17 protein-coding genes are annotated in these 19,553 nt (G+C 45.9%); 3 read left to right on the top strand and 14 right to left on the bottom strand.

What is annotated here, in order from left to right; all coding sequences use genetic code 11:
• Positions 1–7: 7 nt before the first annotated feature.
• The 6 genes from H8K52_RS05625 to H8K52_RS05600 all read right to left on the bottom strand — a co-directional run bounded on the left by H8K52_RS05625 (position 8) and on the right by H8K52_RS05600 (position 8,123).
• A complete protein-coding gene (locus H8K52_RS05625; protein WP_186921912.1) occupies positions 8–298 on the bottom strand; it encodes a type II toxin-antitoxin system RelE/ParE family toxin in 291 nt (96 codons plus the stop codon).
• Positions 291–536, bottom strand: coding sequence for a type II toxin-antitoxin system ParD family antitoxin (locus H8K52_RS05620; protein ID WP_186921911.1), 246 nt, complete (start codon positions 534–536; stop codon positions 291–293). The genes H8K52_RS05625 and H8K52_RS05620 overlap by 8 nt, the downstream gene beginning before the upstream one ends.
• A 191-nt stretch (positions 537–727) precedes the next feature.
• Positions 728–1,387, bottom strand: coding sequence for an HNH endonuclease family protein (locus tag H8K52_RS05615; protein ID WP_186921910.1), 660 nt, complete (start codon positions 1,385–1,387; stop codon positions 728–730).
• On the bottom strand, positions 1,380–2,627 hold the full coding sequence (locus tag H8K52_RS05610; RefSeq protein ID WP_186921909.1) for an AAA family ATPase: 1,248 nt from the start codon (positions 2,625–2,627) through the stop codon (positions 1,380–1,382). The genes H8K52_RS05615 and H8K52_RS05610 overlap by 8 nt, the downstream gene beginning before the upstream one ends.
• Before the next feature lie 256 nt (positions 2,628–2,883).
• Complete coding sequence (locus H8K52_RS05605) at positions 2,884–6,867, bottom strand: SbcC/MukB-like Walker B domain-containing protein (RefSeq protein ID WP_186921908.1); 3,984 nt, start codon at positions 6,865–6,867, stop codon at positions 2,884–2,886.
• Positions 6,864–8,123: an exonuclease SbcCD subunit D C-terminal domain-containing protein gene (locus H8K52_RS05600; RefSeq protein WP_186921907.1), complete on the bottom strand. Its 1,260-nt coding sequence runs from the start codon at positions 8,121–8,123 to the stop codon at positions 6,864–6,866. The genes H8K52_RS05605 and H8K52_RS05600 overlap by 4 nt, the downstream gene beginning before the upstream one ends.
• 144 nt (positions 8,124–8,267) lie before the next feature.
• Between H8K52_RS05600 and arfB the strand changes: the two genes are divergently transcribed.
• The 3 genes from arfB to H8K52_RS05585 all read left to right on the top strand — a co-directional run bounded on the left by arfB (position 8,268) and on the right by H8K52_RS05585 (position 10,061).
• Positions 8,268–8,666: an alternative ribosome rescue aminoacyl-tRNA hydrolase ArfB gene (arfB, locus tag H8K52_RS05595; protein WP_186921906.1), complete on the top strand. Its 399-nt coding sequence runs from the start codon at positions 8,268–8,270 to the stop codon at positions 8,664–8,666.
• Between the two features lie 141 nt (positions 8,667–8,807).
• Positions 8,808–9,344 (top strand): porin family protein, encoded by a 537-nt coding sequence (locus H8K52_RS05590; RefSeq protein WP_186921905.1) that lies wholly within the window; start codon positions 8,808–8,810, stop codon positions 9,342–9,344.
• 129 nt (positions 9,345–9,473) lie between these two features.
• Positions 9,474–10,061, top strand: a complete 588-nt coding sequence (locus tag H8K52_RS05585; protein WP_186921904.1) for a hypothetical protein — start codon at positions 9,474–9,476, stop codon at positions 10,059–10,061.
• 1,026 nt (positions 10,062–11,087) lie between these two features.
• On the opposite strand, the gene ruvC is transcribed toward H8K52_RS05585, so the two are convergent.
• From ruvC to H8K52_RS05545, 8 genes are all read right to left on the bottom strand, one after another.
• Positions 11,088–11,630: a crossover junction endodeoxyribonuclease RuvC gene (gene ruvC / locus H8K52_RS05580; RefSeq protein ID WP_186921903.1), complete on the bottom strand. Its 543-nt coding sequence runs from the start codon at positions 11,628–11,630 to the stop codon at positions 11,088–11,090.
• 289 nt (positions 11,631–11,919) lie between these two features.
• Positions 11,920–12,201, bottom strand: a complete 282-nt coding sequence (locus H8K52_RS05575) for a GIY-YIG nuclease family protein (RefSeq protein WP_186921902.1) — start codon at positions 12,199–12,201, stop codon at positions 11,920–11,922.
• 26 nt (positions 12,202–12,227) lie between these two features.
• The gene (purH, locus tag H8K52_RS05570; protein WP_186921901.1) at positions 12,228–13,793 is read right to left on the bottom strand and encodes a bifunctional phosphoribosylaminoimidazolecarboxamide formyltransferase/IMP cyclohydrolase; all 1,566 of its coding nucleotides are present in this window, start codon (positions 13,791–13,793) and stop codon (positions 12,228–12,230) included.
• 21 nt (positions 13,794–13,814) lie between these two features.
• Positions 13,815–14,048 (bottom strand): helix-turn-helix domain-containing protein, encoded by a 234-nt coding sequence (locus tag H8K52_RS05565; RefSeq protein ID WP_186892113.1) that lies wholly within the window; start codon positions 14,046–14,048, stop codon positions 13,815–13,817.
• 140 nt (positions 14,049–14,188) lie between these two features.
• Positions 14,189–15,235 carry a tRNA dihydrouridine synthase DusB gene (dusB, locus tag H8K52_RS05560; RefSeq protein ID WP_186921900.1) on the bottom strand — a complete coding sequence of 349 codons (1,047 nt, stop codon included), beginning with the start codon at positions 15,233–15,235 and terminating at the stop codon, positions 14,189–14,191.
• Positions 15,236–15,442: 207 nt separating this feature from the next.
• Positions 15,443–15,982 carry a TlpA family protein disulfide reductase gene (locus tag H8K52_RS05555; protein ID WP_186921899.1) on the bottom strand — a complete coding sequence of 180 codons (540 nt, stop codon included), beginning with the start codon at positions 15,980–15,982 and terminating at the stop codon, positions 15,443–15,445.
• Between the two features lie 84 nt (positions 15,983–16,066).
• Complete coding sequence (locus H8K52_RS05550; protein WP_246464299.1) at positions 16,067–18,412, bottom strand: EAL domain-containing protein; 2,346 nt, start codon at positions 18,410–18,412, stop codon at positions 16,067–16,069.
• A 153-nt stretch (positions 18,413–18,565) separates the two neighbouring features.
• Positions 18,566–19,471, bottom strand: coding sequence for an aldo/keto reductase (locus tag H8K52_RS05545; protein ID WP_186921898.1), 906 nt, complete (start codon positions 19,469–19,471; stop codon positions 18,566–18,568).
• Between the last annotated feature and the right edge of the window lie 82 nt (positions 19,472–19,553).

Below are 19,553 nucleotides of genomic sequence, written 5' to 3'. Positions count from 1 at the left end.
AATCAGCTCAAATATACCGAGGTGCGTCCATACGATCATGCAGAATTCTAACGATGACAATCCCAGAATCCGAAATTCGATAGTAAATCATATGTCGTTCCACGCTTCGACGCCGGTATCCTGGACGAATGTGATCACAAGCTGGAGCTGCTTGAGGCGACTTTGCCAGTTCGGCAAAAGCATCGAACAGAATATCGGTGTAACGAATCGCTTGATCCGCGCCCCATTGCTGGCTGGTATATTCCCAAATAATTTCCAGATCGCTTTCAGCGGCCGGAGTCAGGAGATATTCAGCCATACTTAGCCATCATCCTAGTCTTAAAAGTGTTCACGTCCACATGACGAGGTTCGCCACTCAATTCACCCTCGATCAATCCGGCACGAATCGCCTCAAGTGCAGCATTGCGCTCTTGTTCGCGTCGAATTAAATCACGGATATATTCGCTGTCATTAGTGTAATGCCCAGCGCTAATTTGCGATTTAATCCAAGCGTCTTGGGTGTCCGTTAAGGAGATAGTTTTACGTACAGTTCCCATAATGCATACCTTCCAAAAGTCGTGAGGGAGACACAAATAATCATACTATTGGTGCATTATCGTGTATTTGGATTCACATTTCTAGTCTTAATTCGGAGCATACAAGGCAAGTGATGACACTGACTGAGCAGGATCTATTGAAAATTATTCCCATGTTTCAAGAAAGACTATGCCAAGCCCTTTGCTTCGCTTTATTCAATGAATGACCCGAGTAGTTCTACCAACTCCTCATCTTCAAGAACACACCACTTAATGAATGCTGAGAACTCTAACTGGTCGGACATTAGCACCTTTATTCGTGCTAGCGCGTCAGTTCGCTCATCGTCCAAAGTGTCATCTGCATAATATCTATTAACCAATTGAAGAAACTTTATGTACCGATTATATATTTTCTTCCTCAAGAAACTTGCAGTGATCGCTTTGTTCACAGTATGTTCACTGTTATAGATTCGCTCTAACAACATTTCGGTTTCACGAGTACGTGCATCCTCATTTTGCCGTTCGACGACAACCTTTTTTGCACCGGGTGTCCTTGGTGGTAGCAACTTGATGGCGCGAAATACATCATGGGTCGGATCACAACAATCTAGGAGATTGTTGAAGAAGTGGAGCTTAATGTTATTACATCGTCCACAAGAAAAATACAAATTCTTCCAATCGTATTTCAAATCTTCATCGCCTAGGTGAGCAACAAAGTGTTCAATATTTATATCTTGAGGTTCCTTAATTTCACACAGATAGCATTTTTTGTAAAAGTCTTTTTGTAGCGCCTCTACTACGTCTTCGTCCTTATAGCTTCTTTTGGTCAAAAGCGAAGCTGGTATCACGTCTGACCGCTTAACCTTAAACATTTCTATCCCTCGCTTTAGCCTTAAGCAGAGACAATTGCGCCGACTCCAAAAATAGCAAAGACTCCGTGCTAAGTCTGGTTTCATTTAAGCGTAGTTCCGAAATTAGATGTTCAAGTTTTTCTACATCAATTTCAGTTTTTTCAGCCTCTTCATGTAGCTCTTCAATTTTCGTATTTAAAATATCTGAACTAACTGAGACACCAAATAACCCTTCTAATATTGACTCGTACGAGTACATAGAAAGGTCTTCGATCTGCTCAAGCTTTGAAAGATCGTAAATAACGGCATCACTTACAGACGAAACAACAAACGGCGAATGCGTTGAAACAATAAATTGAACCTTTGGAAAGGAATTTACTAGGAATGAGAATATCTTCCGCTGCAACGAAACATGTAGATGAGCATCAATCTCATCGATAAACACAACGCCTTCGATTTCATTTGGTGTAACTTCGTCTAATTGAACCGTTGTTACTAAATGTGCGTAGACAGCGAGTATTGAAGAGTAACCGGATGAAAGCTGTTGAAAACGATACGCTTCTTTGTGCTCTTGCTTGATTAAAAAAGTCTGCAGTCGTGAATCGAATTGAAGTACTAGTGAAGGGTCCTCAAAAAGTATCTTTAGATTACTCTCCAATTCGTTAAACCAAGTCTGAATTTTTAATGCGATGTCCGGCGTATTATTCACACTTGGAGCATCAGCGTAAGCCTGAACAGTCTTATAGCTAACTAGGTACTGCTCAAACAAAGATCCTGCGACAAGTGTTTGCCTTTTTCCATTCACTTGTGCGACAAGCGTTGAAGTACTCAAAGCAGAAGTAGACTCCGAAATGTTCGCTTCGCGGACAGCTTTAAACGTGGTCAATAGAGCACGATTTAAATAAAAATTATCAATATACATTTCCAAATTAACGAAGGATAAAGTGGCTCTCTGAATTTCATCCAATTTTTCTTGGGCGATCTTCATTTGCATGCTCCAATCTTCATAGCTCGGAGATTTTTTCCCTTCCGCCGAAATGGCAGTGGAAAAATTTTCAATGCTTGCTTGCAATTTAACCGTATCGTAATTTTTATGGTCGATAACTCGACGTTTCAAATAATCAAATAAATGATTTAAAAGGTTTGTTTTGCCACATCCATTTCCGCCTGTCAGAATAAGGTTCTTACCCCTTAGATCAATATTGACAATTTTATCTGTGTAAGGAATTATAGTTTTAATACTTTGAATATAGCCAGACATAAGAGATCACAATCTTTTTGTAAATTCAACTGTTTTTAATTTGAAGCAATATGCATTGTCATTCTAAATTTAATTTCATACACCTCATTTCATATATATATCAAAGATATGAAATCGTAATTTAAAACAACACATCTTAGAACTGCATCCGGTTAGAAAAAGCCTTTCCACATTTCAGCTGTGCATTTTTGTTACAAAAGCATTTGTTTCGATGTGAAAGAACACAAATCACAACCAGATGCATTTCTACATAGACTCAGCATCGCTCAACTCCAACCACACTTCTCCCCCCGGCCCCTCGCACCACCATCACCTTAGTCGCAATCCTCTCCGTCATCTCCTGCACATGTGAGATCACGCCGACTTTTCTGCCCATGGCTTGTAGGCCATCTAGAGCGTCCATTGCTACGCGTAGGGTGTCGGCGTCTAAGCTGCCGAAGCCTTCGTCGATGAAGAGGGATTCGACGCGTACGCGTTTGCTGGATAGTGATGCGAGGCCCAGTGCTAGGGCTAGTGAGACTAGGAAGGATTCGCCGCCTGAGAGTGAGTGGACTGAGCGAGCTTCGTCGCCCATGTCTTGGTCTATCACCATTAAGGCTAGGCTGTCGTTGATGCGTTGAAGGCGGTAGCGGCGGGATAGTTCGTGTAGGTGGCGGTTGGCGTAGCCGATTAGGACATCGAGCGTGTATTGCTGGGCGTAGTTACGGAATTTTTTGCCGTCGGCTGCACCGATTAATTGGTTTAGGGTTTCCCAGATTTTGCTTTTGGCTTCTTGGGTTTCTAGTTGTTTTAGGATGTCGGCGGCTTGCATGCGGCGGCCTTGGTCTTGGGCGATAGCAGTTTGTAGTTGGCTGGCTTGCGCTTGTGCCTCGCTGCGTTGTTTTGTCAGGGTTTGTAGTGCTTGGCTTAGTTGCGTGCTGAATGATACTTCTGCGTTTTCTTCTGCTATCGCATCACTGTCTGGCTCACCATCTTCATCTACATTTTCATTCACATTCGCGTCTGCGTTGTCATCTGCATTGTCATCTCTCTTTGACTCGTCTTGTGCCAAGATTGTTTGCACATCGGGGCGCTGTGCTTGGTGTTCTGCGCACAGGCGTTGGCGTTCTTGGCTGAGCGTTTGTGCTTGCTGGCTGGCGTTGGCGATGGCGAGTAAGGCATGGCGTTCGCTGGTGATCCACGCGGCATCGTAGTTTAGCAATTGGCGTAGTTGGTCTTCTGGATTTTCTGCAGACTCTTCTCCACTCATTAGGCTTGTGCCGTGCTCTGCTAACCAATTTGCTAACGCGGCTGCGGCGTTCGCTTGCAGGTTTTGTTCAGCGACTAATCGTGCTGTTGCTTGTGCTAATGCTTCGGTGCAGCGGCTGTGGGCTAGCACTGCGGCGTTGTGGTTTTGGGTGGCTAGATCTACCGCTTGTTTAGCGGCGTTAATCGCTTGCGTGAATTGAGCTTCGATCTGTTTTAGGCTGAGTTCTGTTCTTTGTATTTGCGGTGTGTTGTGCTGAATTAGGTAAGCGAATAGGTCGGCAAGCGTGCGCAATAAGGCGCTTTTCTCACTTTGTTTTTGTTGTAGTGCTTGCGCGCTGGCGGCTAGGTTTTGTGCGCTGTTTTGTTGTTCTTGTTCTGCTTGTTGCAGGATAGCGCTGAGATTATTCAACTCTAGGGTCAAACTGCTTGCGCGCTGATTGCATGCTTCGCGTTGTTTGCTTTGTTTGAGCCATTCTTTGGCGTGTGCTGCGCATTGCTGGGTGAATTGCTCGGGCGCGTTTTGCCATTGCTCTTTCCAATTACTTGCGCCATCGCCTAGCTCATGCAGTGCTGGGGTGAGTTCTTCTAAATAGGTGTTGAGTCTGGTTTGGCTTTGGGTGCATTGTTCTTGTGTGTGCGCTTGTTCTGCCTTGCTGCGCTCTACGGCGTTGAGAGCATTTTGTTGTGCTTCTTTATTGGCGTTGTGCGTACGCGTAGCTTGTTCATAGTGGGCTTGTGCGCTGTCTTTGCTTTGTAAAGCGGTGCGGTTGGCGTTTTCCAAGTTGGTGATATTCGCCAGCGCTTGTTGCACTTGGGTGGTTTGTTCGGCTATCCATGTTTTGAGTACCGTCTCTGCTTGCGATAGATCATCGATCTCTTGCGCTAATGGATGCGTTTGCCATGCGCTTTGCGTTTGTGCGACCTGTGCTTGTTGTTGCGCCTCTTCTTGCTGGGCTTGTTGTAACTGTGCATGTAAGCTCGTAGCCAACGCGTCTTTGCTGCTAAATTCTTGTTGTGTGCTTTGTGTGCTTAGGCGGCATTGTTGAACCTGCGCTTGCAATTGTTCGAGCATGGCATGTAACTGCGGCAACTGTTGCGGATGCGCAGGATCGCTACGGAATGGATGCTCGTGCGAACCACAGACAGGGCAAGCTTGATCCGGCGCTAAGGTGGCGCGTAGATCTTCGGCGGATTTTAGGCAAGCGCTTTCAGCAATTCTGAGAGAACGTTCGGCTTGCTCTTGCGCTGAGATCAATGCGGGTAATTTGTCTTTTGCTTGTTTGGCTTCACTCTTAGTTTGCGCGAGACTGTCTTGCAGTGTCTGAATTTGTTGCTGCGTTTTGTGCAGGCGTGCTTTCTCGTCTTCACGGTTATTCGCCAATTGTTCTAGGCTGTTTAAGTGTTCGCGGCGTTTTTCTAATGCTGGCTTTTGTTGCAGCTGGGCGTTTAATTTGGTACTGGATTCCAGATATGCCGCTGCGCTTTGTTGGCGTGCTTGTTCGGCTTTTTCTGATTGCGTTTGGCTTAGACTTAGTTGCACGCTAAGGTCTGCGATTTGCGCTTGTTGGGCTTGCTGCTCTCTCGCATGTTGCGCGTGCTTTTGTGTGAGGTGTTGAAGCTCGTCTTGTGCTTGTTTGGCTTGGCGTAGCAAGACTTCCCATTTTGTCCAATCGTTTGCTAAGACTTGCAAGGCGCTGTGCTCGCTTAGCCATGTGGTGCAGGCTTGCAATTGGCTTTGGTTGGTAATGATGTCGACTTGCTTTGCTTGCTGCTGTTCTTGGGTTTGGCTGCATTTTGCTTGCAATTTGGCGTGCGCTTCTTGCATCGCTTCGTGCGCAGGTTGTATCGTGGCGATGGCAGCCTCTAGCGCTTTGGCGGCGTCTAGTTGCGGTGCGGCTTGCGCTTGGACTTGCTCGGCTTTTTGTAGCTGTTGTTTGGCGGCTTGCTGCTGTTGCTCTTGTTGTTGGCTATTGCTCTGCGCATTTTGGAGTTGCGCTTGGGCCTTGATGATTTGTTGCTGACATTGCTCAACGCTGGCTTTTAGACGATCGGTTTCAGTTAGCAAAGGACGAGCGACTTGCACCTCTTCTATTTGCTGTAGCTGTACTTGTCGCGCTGCCGATTGTGCCCATGCTTGCTGTGTTTGCTCGACTTGTTCTTGCGCGATCTGGCTATCATGTTGCAGCCTTTGATCTTGTTCAAACCAACGCAGAGCTTGTTCTAAGGCGAGTTTGCGTTCTTCTAATTTTTGCAGTTGCACTAGTGCGTTTTGCTGATCGCTATCAAGCTGTGCGCGCTCTTCTTCGGTTAATGGCTTTTGATCGTCTAAGCGATCTAATATGCGTTGCAGGTCTTGTTGCTCGCGTTTGGCGCGTTCGAAAGCGCGTTTGGATAATTCACTATAGATCGCGCTGCCTGTCAGGGTTTCCAATAATTCGCCACGTTCGTTGTCTTCGGCTTTTAAGAAGCTGGAAAATTCATTTTGCGCGAGTAGCACAGCGCGGGTGAATTGTTCAAATTTGAGACCTATACGTTTTTCTATTTCGGCTTTGACTTCAGTTTTTTTGCCGCCAGAAATCAACAAATCTGGCAATTGATGTAACGACATAGTGGTTGGTTGTAATGTACCTGTAGGCTTATTTCCTGCCCGACGAACGTTCCAACGTGCGCGATAATGCATCTGATCGCAACCAACAAAATCGACTTCAGCGTAACCTTCGCCCGTGCCTCGGCGTAACAAGTTACTCGTATCTTTTTGTGAAATCAGCTCATTTCCGTCAGGTAGAGTTTTACCACCATTTGCCTTAATTAGGCGCGGCGTGTTTTCATACAGCGCCATGCAGAGAGCGTCGAGCAAGGTGCTTTTACCTGCACCTGTTGCGCCACTGATAGCGAATAAGCCAGCGGATTTGAGCGGCTCTTGTTCAAAATCGACTTCGAATTCTCCGGCGAGTGAGGCGAGATTTTTTCCGCGTAGAGCTAAGATTCTCATGACTGCACCTCGTCGCTGCTGTCATTAGCTAGCATCAGTTCGGTGAAGGCGCTACGTAGTTCTGGTGGCGCTTCATTTTGGTATTTGTTTTGGTACAGACGCTGGAAGATATCTTCGGGTTGCAGGTTTTCTAGTTCGGTGAGTGTCACGGTTTCTGAATCACTGATTTTTTTTGCGGCGAAGCTGGTTTCGATTTTGGCTAGTCGCAGCGCCTTGCCTTCAATCGCGTTTTCTATCGCGGCACGCAAACCTGGCTCAGGGGCATCGAGTCTGACGCGCACTTCAAGATACGGTTGGCGCTCTAGCGGCGTGTCGCTGGGCACATCCAACGCGGCTAATGCCACCAAGACTTGCGCTAGCGGTGCGGGATGTTTGGGTACGCGTAGCAAATCGACTGCACGTGGCACGAGGATGGGCGCAATGTCACTGACTTTGTCTTGATCCAGATCCACACGCAGCACTTGATGTTGATAATCAACTTCGGCAAAGGACATCGGCAATGGGCTCCCGCAATAACGCAGGTGGTCTTGCTTACCGACTTTTTGCGCCAGATGTAAATGGCCTAATGCGGCGTACGCGACATTCGCATCGAACATACTGGCTGACAAAGCTTCAGTACCGCCGATCACGATGCGGCGCTCTGATTCTTCGGAGATCTCGCCACCGACCATGTGACAATGACCGAGCGCAATTATGGCTTGATTGGCTTGATTGGGTTGACGCAGAGTCAACGCATATTGCAAGCATTGTTGATACAAGAGCGTGATGCCTTGCATGTAAGGGTCTTTAACCTCGCCGTCACATTTAGGCACATCGCTGGGACGCAAAAATGGTATCGCTAAGCACCATGCTTTGATCTCACCTGCTGCATTTTTTAAAGGTAAAACTAGGTGATCCAAATCGATGCTGCCGTCGGGCAAACGCGGCACGAATCCGATCACCGCGACATCCATTTCTTCCAAAAGGGGCGCAGGCGCTTCTAAGCGACCGGGTGAATCGTGATTGCCCGCGATGATGACGATATTCAAATGCGGTAACTGTTGTTTGGCTTGCTGTAAAAAACGATAAAACTGTTTTTGCGCTAGCGCTGAAGGATTGGCGGTGTCGAAGATATCGCCAGAAATCAGCAAGGCTTCGGCTTGTTCATTCACCAAACAGGTGATCAGCCAATCTAAAAACGCTTGATGTTCGTAACTACGATCAAAATTGTGCAGAGTTTGGCCGAGGTGCCAGTCGGAGGTATGGATGAAGCGCATTGGTAGAAAACTCAGGGTAATAGAGAGCGCTAATCTTACTTGGAAAGCTGAAAATGAAGGCAAATTTTCAAGGTTTTTTTCCAAATCCTGCAGACTAGCCTATCATGCGTCTTCCAAGCTTTTTAGACTATTAGCAAACACCGCATGAGCGTCCTACTTAATCCTGACGAAGTCGAATTCACCGCCATCCGCGCCCAAGGCCCCGGCGGTCAAAACGTCAATAAAGTCTCGTGCGCAGTGCATCTACGTTTCGACATCGCTCGTTCGTCTTTACCTGACAGTATCAAAGAACGCTTGCTGGCGATGAGTGATCAACGCATCACTAAAGAAGGCATCATCATTCTTAAAGCACAGCAATCTCGCAGCCTAGAACAAAATCGCGCCGACGGTCTGCGACGTTTACAAGACATCATCACACAAGCCGCCCACACACCAACACCACGTCGCCCAACACGCCCAACTCGCAGTTCACAACGCAAGCGCTTGGATAGCAAAAATACGCATGGAGTGCAAAAGGCTTTGCGGGGTCGGGTGCTTGTTTAGAATTTGAAAGATGTAGTTGTTTAAATAAATTTTAATTACATGCTTAATTTTCTTATTTTATTGATACACTATCGCCATTCATATGCGCTTCGCGCATAGAATATTCGTCAAATTTCAAACTCACTCTTTTTAGGTTTACAGATGAAGAAAATAGTTCTCGCAATATGCTGTTTAGCTGGTATTTCGACTGCACAAGCGCAAGATGGATATTATGTCGGGGCAGGTATCACTTCAAGCAAGTATGAAGTAAGCATCAACTATGACCAATTTTCAAATCAAAACAGTGTCAATCAGACTGGTGCTAAATTTTTCGCGGGTATGGCAATCGATAAAACATGGTCCATTGAAACAGCCTATGTTGATTTGGGAAGTGTTAGCACAGAATGGAAATTCTCGGGACGGGCTGGCACGGCAACATTTGGCGCCACTGGGCAATACATTGCTGGCAAAGGGAGCCTCCCACTCACTGAGCAATTCTCTTTATTCGGAAAACTTGGATTGATACGCAATCAATTTAAGAAAAGCGGCTTCCCATCTGGTGTCGATGAAACTAAGACGAATGCATACGGATCGATTGGCGCCGAATATGCCTTAAGCAAAAAATTCTCACTTTCTATAGAGGTGGAACGTTTTGGCTCAGATGGCACACTCACATCCGCGTTACGATTTAGTTTTTAAGCTTGCGAGGTCTGTAAAATCACAAGTGACCTAGACACAAAATTCGATAGTCTAGAAGAATGGCGGGTTTCGCCCGCCTAAAAAAATCTACGAAAATCAAATCTGTTCCTCAATTAGGAATGTGCGACTATGAAAAAAATTGCCATCATTGCTTCCTTAGCCTGCGTAGTATTGCTCTCTAGCTGCCTGATCCCCGAACGTTTCACGGCCAAAGTTGATATTCAAGCTGACGCAAGTTATACCTTTGTTTATGCAGGAACCGCGGTACACGGACTTGCAGCAGCAAAAATAAAGAAAGCAGGAACACTTTCCGAGAAGGATCAAATGGGTCTAAAGAAGGAAACAGAGCGTCTTTTAAAAAACCCAGACGTTCAGAACGCAGTCTATAAAGGAAATGGAAGATACGAACTTAAAATTGAAGGCAAAAGAAAAACTGGCCAAACACTGAATATGTTTGATATTTTCTCAGTCAGCACCGATAAGAATGGCATCATGACCATCGCGTCCAAAGAGATAAAAGAGAAAGGCCAACGTGAGCTCGAACAACTAGGAATTAGCGTAGATGGAACACTTGAAGTACGGCTCCCAAAAAATGCCGAAATCATTTCACACAATGCTAGTTCGAAGCCATCATTTTTTGGCTTGTTTAGTACTTACAATTGGAAAATTGGCGATACAGGCCAAAGGCCAATGATGAAAATAAAATTAAATCATTAAGTTCGCACAATTGGGAACACACCATTCTCGACCTAGCACAAATTGAAATAGGCCAGAACAACAGCAGGCTTAATTACAAAGAAATTCCAGGTCAAGTATTTAGCTTATCCAAGAGCGCTTCCGCTAAACAAATGCGAAGAGCGAAAATTAATGGTCATGCAGGACTTGATCCGGCATTCATTTCGACGCGCCAAAAGGTGAATTCTGTATACCGGATCAAGTCCGGTATGACCTTTATGAGTGAATTCATACTTAGCACTGCGCAAAAATTCGCTCTACTACTCCTAATTTTAAGTGGTTGTAGGTGGCTGTTTTTAAAGTCGCTTTCGCTTTCGCTTTTGCTTTTGACTTTCATCCACTTCTGACACTGCCAATTGTGCAGGACAGAAAATGGATAAAGATAGCCTTGTTGTCTGAGCGAAGCGAGTTTCAAGGCTTTCCCATTTTTTGTCTTGCACAATTGGGGAGCCGAAGGCCAGTGGCAGCGTGGTCGCCTTTCTTTGCTTACTTTCTTTGGCGAAGCAAAGAAAGGGAGTGGCTGTCGGGCCACACCCGACCTGCACATTAAAAATCACCTACAAAATTTAAACCACGACAACGGACAAAGATCCAACTAGATATGAATACAAAATAAGAGGGTTAGATCAAATTATCGCAAGTCATTTTTGGAAATAAATTTTGAATTTTTTCTAACCCTATTTTTCACAACTTTGCCTAAACATAAATGACCGAATAATTATCACCAAGTTCCGATTTTAGTGAAAGACATAGATCATGCCCTTTATCATGAAACTCAATCTTCAATTTCTCTGCCGCGAAACCTGATCGGACTGGATCATTGAGATTTAGCGTAGCATTAAATATTTCGGCCCATTCATTTAACTTTGAGATTAAATTTTCAGAAATTGGGAAAGATGCTGGATCAACATTTCCTACAAGATCTGACGAATTCTCCCAAAGTGGGAAACAATGATAATCGGCCATCAATTTTAGATATCTCATTTTTTACTTCTCTGCAGGATTAAATCACCCAATCAATCTCCCCGCCCTCACCCGCAAACCCTTCTTAGCCAACTCAGGCGCAATAGCACCAAGCGTCTTCAAAGTATCCCCGCTATGCGCATGACAAATTGCAACACCCAAGGCATCGGCGGCGTCCGAGCTTGGCGTACCTGATAGAGACAGCAAACGCTGCACCATATCCTGCACCTGCTCTTTTTTCGCCTTGCCATGACCGACCACACCCTGCTTAACTTGCAGCGCGGTGTACTCAGCGACGTTCAAATCGGCTTGCACCAAAGCGCAAATCGCTGCACCGCGCGCTTGACCAAGTAGCAGCGTAGATTGCGGGTTGACGTTGACGAATACCTTCTCAATTGCAGCACAATCGGGTTGGTAGGTTTGGATGATTTCGGTGACGCCGGAGAGGATGGTTTTGAGGCGTTCAGGCAAAGTGCCTTCGACTGTTTTGATGGTACCTGAGGCGATGTAGGTGAGCTTACTGCCCTGCTTATGAATGACACCAAAACCTGTGGTGCGTAAGCCGGGGTCGATGCCTAGGATTTTCATTGGTGTTTGATTTCTGTGTATGAATTTATTGCGAAATTATACGCAGGTCTTGGGTGTTCGCGTGTTGTACTTCTGATCCCTAATTACTTTTGTTGGCGCTCAACGAACGCCACTAGATTCCTGCCTTCGCAGGAATGACCGTTAACAAATGTAGGGCATGGCTTCAAATTTTTCAGCTTCGTTTCCTAACACAAAGCAGCAAACAATAAACTATTTACCGTCGCTCCTGCGAAGGCAGGAGCCCAGTGTCGTTTGTTCAACGCGGATAAAAGCTGGAACAAAACAGCCACTACAAAATCGAGTCATACAAATCATTCCAATAAGGATTGGTCGCCTCAATCAAATTGATTTTCCATTCGCGCTTCCACTTCTTGATTTGCTTCTCACGCATAATCGCGCCCTCGATAGAATCACAAGTCTCAAACCAAACAAGTTTGTCCACGCCGTACTTTTCAGTAAAGCTTGGTACAAACTTGTTTTTGTGTTGATAGATTCGTTGAACCAGATCACTCGTTACACCAACATACAAAGTGCTGTTGCGATCACTGGCGAGAATATAGACGAACGCCATTTGACTAACGACGTTCTGAATGCAAATTAGTGACGGAAGTGACGCACACCCGTGTACAACATCACCACACCACGCTCATCCGCAGCATCAATCACTTCTTGATCGCGCATAGAGCCGCCTGGATGAATCACACAAGTTGCGCCAGCATCGACAACAACATCGAGACCATCGCGGAATGGGAAGAACGCGTCAGACGCGACTGCGGAACCTTGCAAAGTTAAGCCAGCGTTTTGTGCTTTGATTGAAGCAATACGTGCAGAATCGATACGGCTCATCTGACCAGCGCCTACGCCTAAAGTCATGCCATTGCCGCAGAAGACAATCGCGTTGGATTTCACGTATTTAGCGACGCGCCATGCGAACATCATGTCAGCCATTTGTTGTGGTGTTGGTTGCAATTTGCTGACCACACGCACATCGGCTGGCAAAACATTTTTCGCGTCTGGTGCTTGCACTAACAAACCACCACCAACACGTTTCACGTCATATTGATTGACGCCAGAACCGAGAGGGATTTCTAACAAACGCACGTTTTGTTTTGCTGCGAAAATTTGCTTCGCTTCCGCAGTGAAAGATGGTGCGATCAAGACTTCAACGAATTGTTTTGCAACGGCTTCTGCTGCTGCGCCGTCACATACTGTGTTGAACGCGATGATGCCGCCGAAGGCTGACGTTGGATCTGTTTGCAATGCTTTGTTGTAAGCTTCCAATGCTGTCGCACCAATCGCTACGCCGCATGGATTTGCATGTTTAACGATTACGCATGCGCCAGTCTCGAAAGACTTTACACATTCCCACGCTGCATCAGCGTCAGCGATGTTGTTGTAGGACAGTTCTTTACCTTGCAATTGCGTGTAGTTCGCCAATGCGCCTACCACTGGTGCCAGATCGCGGTAGAAAGAAGCGGATTGATGCGGGTTTTCGCCGTAACGCATCTCTTGAACTTTTTCGAAATGCATATTTAAAGTTTGTGGATAAGCACTGCGTGTTGTGTGTGCTTTGTCTTCGCCCAAACTCGTCAAATAATTGGTAATCGCGCCGTCGTATTGTGCCGTGTGCGCAAACACTTTTTTCGCCAGCATGAATTTCGTGTCATACGACACGGCATTATTGCCCGCTTTCATTTCCGCCAAGACCGTCGCGTAATCGATAGGATCGCAAATTACAACCACGTCTTTATGATTTTTAGCCGATGAGCGCAACATGGTTGGGCCACCGATATCGATGTTTTCAATCGCGTCTTCCAAGGAGCATTCTGCTTTGGCGACTGTTGCTTGGAATGGGTAGAGGTTGACGACCACCATATCAATGGTTGGAATACCGTGTTTTTCTAAAGCAGCTTGGTGCTCAGGAAAATCACGACGCGCCAAAATACCGCCGTGAACTTTCGGATGCAAAGTCTTCACACGACCATCAAGCATCTCTGGAAAACCTGTGTAATCTGCGACTTCGGTGACTGGCAAACCATTGTCAGTCAAGAGTTTAGCAGTGCCACCTGTGGACAAAAGTTTGACACCCATAGCATTGAGTTCACGTGCGAATTCGAGAACACCAGTTTTGTCCGACACGGACAGGAGAGCTTGTTTGATCATGATTGAGATAGGTAAATAAGATTAAAGAAGACCGTGTTGCTGCAGTTTTTTGCGCAAGGTATTGCGGTTAATACCAAGCATATCTGCGGCTTGAGATTGATTGCTATCGGTGCGTGTCATGACCATTTCCAACATCGGTTTTTCAACCGCTAACACCACCATATCGTAAATATTCGAAGCCGGTTGCTCACCTAAATCACGAAAATATTTTTCCAGATTTTTGTGGACCGCTTCTTGAATGCTTTCTTTGCTCATACTGAATTTTCTTCTTATTAATGGGATCTATCTGAGGTGTAAACTCATTCGATTCCAAGGGTTAAACTGAGGTAAAACTAATTTAAACTTCCACCAAAATAGTGCACATTACTGACACCAAATACCATTAGGAAAATGACTTAAGCGGCTAAGGCTTGCGACAATCCTTGAGTTAGTTCGGTGCCCACAATGCTCTCGAAGGGGCGGTATTGTAACCGTTCTGTCGGTCGACTATCAAAAAACATGTTGACCGCCGCCAATTGTTCCTCACAAGTTTCCAACTTATTCATTTGCTGGCGAAAGGCTTCGCCATCGACCAAATCTTCGACATACCAACCGATATGCTTGCGCGCCGTACGCACACCCATAAACTCACCATAGAACGCGTAATGCTCGCGCAAATGGCGATCCAACAGCGCACTAACTTCCGATACCAAAGGTGCGGGTAAGTAGGTGCCTGTCTTCAAAAAATGCTCAATTTCGCGAAAAATCCAAGGCCTGCCTTGCGCCGCACGTCCAATCATAATCGCGTCTGCGCCTGTCACTTCCAGTACATACTTCGCTTTTTCTGGCGTCGTAATATCGCCATTGGCAACGACGGGAATTCTTGCTTGCGCCTTGACTGCTGCGATCGTTTCGTATTCAGCGTCGCCCTTGTAGCCATCGGCACGCGTACGCCCATGCAAAGTCAACATGGCGATACCAGCAGATTCAGCGATACGCGCAATCTGCAAAGCATTTTTGTTCGCTCTATCCCAACCTGTGCGGAATTTCAAAGTCACTGGTACATCGACCGCGGACACCACGGCATCGAGAATCTCGCCAACTAATTTTTCATCTTGCAGCAAAGCTGAACCGCACCATGCGTTGCAAACTTTCTTAACAGGGCAACCCATATTAATGTCGATAATCTGCGCGCCTTTATCGACATTATATTTAGCGCATTCGGCCAACATTTTAGGATCCGCACCGGCAATCTGCACCGCCTTCGGTTCCATTTCGCCTTCATGGTTAGTCCGACGCGTGGACTTTTCGGTTTCCCATAATTTAGGATTCGATGCCGCCATTTCTGACACGGCATAACCTGCGCCCAAGTCTTTGCACAATTGGCGAAATGGTCTATCGGTCACGCCAGCCATGGGCGCGACAAAAATATTATTCTTTAGCTGATAGGAGCCAATGTGCACGATGTTAAAACCTTGGGAGAGTCGGAGGAATTTCGAGGAAGCGCTATTCTACCTGAAAAGCTGCCTAAATAAGTAGCAAAACTGCGTGAATCTAGCGATTCAGATGAACAAATTTTTTCAATTTAGAAGGAGTTTTCAATAGACTTCTTTGTGTTTTGTTGTTCAATTGCAGAAACGAAAACCCAAAACAAAAGCCGTCTATCGCTTTCAAATTTTTGCCAATTCGGTGGCAAGTAATTGATTTAATTCATCAAAGGAAGGTTCGCCAACGTAACGTTTGATGATCTTGCCTTGCTTATCGATCACAAAAGTCGTCGGCGTTAATTTAACATCGCCAAACGCCTGCGCGATTTTCCCTTGATGATCCAGTACCACTTGGAAAGGTAACTGCCGGGTTTCCGTAAAATTCAAGACATAGTTTGGTGGGTCATAGCTCATTGCCACCGCAAAAAACTCCAAGCCCTGGGCGCGGAATTTTTCATAGCTGGCGATCATTTGCGGCATTTCTTTAATGCAGGTGGCACAAGATGTCGCCCAAAAGTTGACCATGTACACTTTACCCTGCAAGGATTGCTGATCGATGGTCTTACCTTGAATATTCGTAAAATCAAGCTTAGGTGCACCAGGTTTCGCGTTGAGCGCCTGATAGCCAAATATCAGTGCAATCACTGCCACTATCGCGACTAAGACGATGAATTTACTGGAAGTCTTTGGCTGCTGCTGTTGGTCTTGCGGGGTAGCTGTCACGATGATCTGCCTGCCATGTTGAAAACGAAGTGTGAATTATACGTTGACGGCGCGCGATCAGCCAATGGAACGCCAATCCGTGACTTACACCCCAGTCGCCGTCTGCTCTTGCGCGTGCTGGCTAATCCACAGCTCCGGAGCGATCGGGCGGGAATACAAAAATCCTTGCATAGAATCACAATCGTTCGCGATCAAGTAATTTGCTTGCTCGACAGTTTCCACACCTTCAGCAACAACTTTTAATCCGAACTGCCTAGCCATCGATAAAATCGAGCCGACGATTGCCGTATCGTTGGCATCCCCAGGGATATCTTGCACAAAACTCTTATCGATTTTTAATTCGTACAAAGGCAGACGTTTTAAGTAATTCAAACTGGAATAGCCGGTGCCAAAATCGTCGATAGAAAAACGAATTCCCAAGTCAGAAAGCTTGCTCATGCGCGCAATTGTTTCTTGCAAATTATCGATAAACAAACCTTCTGTCACTTCAAAAATCAAATAGTTACCATCCACTCCTTGAGTTGCCAAAGTCGCGGTGACCTTGTCGACAAAATCTTTTTGACGGAATTGTTTAGGACTGACATTGATAGATAATGAAAAATAATGCCCGGCGCTTTGCAATTGCTTCAAAATTCGGCAAGCCTCCTGCAAAACCCAATCTCCCATTTTCACAATCAAGCCTGACTCTTCTGCCAATGGAATGAATACAGCCGGTGAAACCATACCCCGACCTTTATGATGCCAACGCATCAATAGCTCTGCACCAACCGCAACACCAGCATCATTAACCTGTGCCTGCATCACCATTTGCAATTCATTGAGTTCTAGTGCTTTGGTCAAATCTCGTTCTAGTGTCAAGCGATGCTCGACTTCGGTTTGCATATTGCCCTCAAAGAACGCAATCTGATTTCGCCCTGCTGATTTTGCTCTATACATCGCCGTATCCGATTCGCGCAACAAATCGTCGGCGCTTTGTCCGGGTTTAGGCATTAAACTCACACCGATACTACAGCTGGAGCTGTAGACTTGACCATGAATAACAAATTCGAGAGATAGCGCTTGGCGAACTTTTTCTGCGACTTTCAATGCCAGCTTACCGGCCACTTCGATGTGCGAATCTAAACTATCAATCAGGACGACAAATTCATCACCGCCTATCCTTGCCACCGTATCGACTTCACGTAGCACATCACTTAAACGCCTTGCGACTTCGATCAGTAAAATATCTCCAGTCGCGTGACCACGCGCATCATTGATGGTTTTAAAATGATCCAAATCGATAAACAAAACTGCGCTGAAATGGCCTGTTCTTTGCGCGTTTGCCAGTTGTACACTCATGCGATCACGTAACAACCGACGATTAGGCAAACCCGTCAATACATCAAAAAACGCCAGTCGATAGATATCTAACTCAGCCTTTTTTCTATCCGTAATATCACGCTCAATCGCCACATAATGCGTGCATAGTCCATCTTGATTATTGATAGGTTGAATGTCCACTTCCAACCAAAATTCTTCATCCGACTTGGTATAGCCTAAGATTTCCGAGCGGATAGGATCTTGAGACGCCATCGCCGAACGCATGCGGTGAATCTCGAGACTATCAGAATTTTTTCCATATAGCATTTCCAGAGTCTTACCTAGCGCCTCAGCGCGGCTATATCCGGTAGTCGTCTCAAATGCCTTGTTAACAAACACGATATGTGGTCCAGAGTCTCGCAGATTATTATCCGTGATCATCACCATATCATTGAGGTTGTCGACTGCGGCAGAAATCAGCCTCAATTCTTCATTTGCTTCCCTTAGGGATTTTTGCTCCTCCTGCAAGGACAGACTAATCTCCACCTGCTTACGCAAGGATTCTTCAAGTCGGCGCAATAGCACCGCACAGCTAACGGTAATGACTGAGCTGATAAAAGTAAAATTGAGGGTGATAATGATCCAGCGCAAAAAAGGCCGGTCGTGATAGCGATCAAATTGCAGATCAATGTTGAAGCTGTAACCTATTGCGATCAAGGTAATCGCATTTAAAATCAGGACAAATATGGCTGGGCGCAGGCCTAATAATAAAGCAGCCAAGACCGGCACTGCCATCAAATAGATCTGACTGACAGGGCCAACCTTAAACAAGAAAAATACACCGACGCTATAAACGACAAGGAGAAAGTGCCAACTTCGGGCAGTGAAGCTAAGTGCGCGCCAACGCCAAATCACCAACAACCAACCAATCGCAAAGGAATCAATAAGTACGATGGAATAGAGCTGATCACGGATCGCCATCATCACGCTAGGAATCGCCGTGAGTGTCCCAAGCAACAAGGCAACCGACAGAATCGCACTGAGCATCTGGTCTCGCCAAAATTGCAAATCTTTGGAAGGCAGGCGCTGAGCGCGTAAAAAGCGGCGTAAGAAAGGACGAACTATCTTCAATTATTGCGCCCCCTAAGGCTGACAACACAATTCGAAGATCCTTTATAGCATGGATCGATTCGACGTTAGTCTAAATCAGATTTCTTTTATACGCTGTTTTACAATTACTGAAAAGTATTTTTTTTGGTTTAGATATAAATTCAGCAAATCTCTTTACGGTAAATCTTGACCCGTCGCTGCCCGCCACAAATCAAACCATTGTTCACGTGAAAGCTGACATCCACAGGCGCGCACCGCCTCTTCCAACACTTTCACCCGTCCAGAGCCGGTCAAGAGCACAGGTTGAGAGGGCAAGTTTAAAACCCAGGCCATCGCGACACATGAGACACTAACATCAAGTTCATTGGCGATCCTGTTTAATTCAGCATGGAGAACTTGTATTTGCGGATGTTGATCACTAAACAGGCGTCCGCCTGCCAAAGCGGACCAAATCATCGGTGAAATGCGTAGACGCTGACAGTTGTCAAAGGTCCCATCATCAATCGGCGCTGTATGTAATAACGAACATTCAACCTGATTGGTAACCAAAGGAATACGCGACGCCAATAAGTCAAACTGAGCAGGTGTAAAATTTGACACTCCTACGTGTTTAACTTTGCCGCTCTGCTGCAGTTGTAAGAACGCTTGTGCAACGGCATCCGCGTCCATCAGAGGATCGGGTCGGTGGATCAACAACAGATCAATACAATCGATTTGCATACTTCGCAGAGAATTTTCCGCTGACTGAATAATATGCGCCGCCGTCGTATTGTAAATATGCGCTGTCTGATGCGGTCTATTTACAGAAGGAAACTGGATGCCGCATTTCGTCACGATTTGAAAACGCTGTCGCAATTCTGGCGCCAAGGCGAACGCTTCGCCAAGTAAAGTTTCGCTAGTGTAGTCGCCATAAATATCAGCCTGATCGATGGTCGTAATTCCCAAATCAAGCGCCGCCTTTAAAAAATCGACACGCTCAGCTGGCGTCATTTGCCACGACGACAAACGCCATAAACCTAAAACGATACGGGAAAATTCAGGGCCTTGTGGGGCGATTTGTTGGCGTGGACTAATAGACATCACAAACATTCTCTTCAAGATAAATCAGCCAACAAGCGTGATCGCATTGTCAGAATATAAAAACCCGCAACGCAGGCGGGTT

The sequence above is a fragment of the Affinundibacterium seohonense genome, from assembly GCF_014284305.1.
Lineage (GTDB): Bacteria > Pseudomonadota > Gammaproteobacteria > Burkholderiales > Burkholderiaceae_D > Undibacterium > Undibacterium seohonense.
The sequence above is the reverse complement of the archived record's forward strand: the minus strand, read 5'-3'. Positions and strand labels throughout refer to the sequence as shown.

Coding starts and splice junctions, on each gene's coding strand:
- H8K52_RS05625 (WP_186921912.1), bottom strand. CDS start 298: ATGGCTGAATATCTCCTGACTCCGGCCGCTGAAAGCGATCTGGAAATT.
- H8K52_RS05600 (WP_186921907.1), bottom strand. CDS start 8,123: ATGCGCTTCATCCATACCTCCGACTGGCACCTCGGCCAAACTCTGCAC.
- H8K52_RS05545 (WP_186921898.1), bottom strand. CDS start 19,471: ATGTCTATTAGTCCACGCCAACAAATCGCCCCACAAGGCCCTGAATTT.
- arfB (WP_186921906.1), top strand. CDS start 8,268: ATGAGCGTCCTACTTAATCCTGACGAAGTCGAATTCACCGCCATCCGC.
- ruvC (WP_186921903.1), bottom strand. CDS start 11,630: ATGAAAATCCTAGGCATCGACCCCGGCTTACGCACCACAGGTTTTGGT.
- H8K52_RS05605 (WP_186921908.1), bottom strand. CDS start 6,867: ATGAGAATCTTAGCTCTACGCGGAAAAAATCTCGCCTCACTCGCCGGA.
- H8K52_RS05575 (WP_186921902.1), bottom strand. CDS start 12,201: ATGGCGTTCGTCTATATTCTCGCCAGTGATCGCAACAGCACTTTGTAT.
- H8K52_RS05585 (WP_186921904.1), top strand. CDS start 9,474: ATGAAAAAAATTGCCATCATTGCTTCCTTAGCCTGCGTAGTATTGCTC.
- H8K52_RS05620 (WP_186921911.1), bottom strand. CDS start 536: ATGGGAACTGTACGTAAAACTATCTCCTTAACGGACACCCAAGACGCT.
- H8K52_RS05590 (WP_186921905.1), top strand. CDS start 8,808: ATGAAGAAAATAGTTCTCGCAATATGCTGTTTAGCTGGTATTTCGACT.
- H8K52_RS05565 (WP_186892113.1), bottom strand. CDS start 14,048: ATGAGCAAAGAAAGCATTCAAGAAGCGGTCCACAAAAATCTGGAAAAA.
- H8K52_RS05615 (WP_186921910.1), bottom strand. CDS start 1,387: ATGTTTAAGGTTAAGCGGTCAGACGTGATACCAGCTTCGCTTTTGACC.
- purH (WP_186921901.1), bottom strand. CDS start 13,793: ATGATCAAACAAGCTCTCCTGTCCGTGTCGGACAAAACTGGTGTTCTC.
- H8K52_RS05610 (WP_186921909.1), bottom strand. CDS start 2,627: ATGTCTGGCTATATTCAAAGTATTAAAACTATAATTCCTTACACAGAT.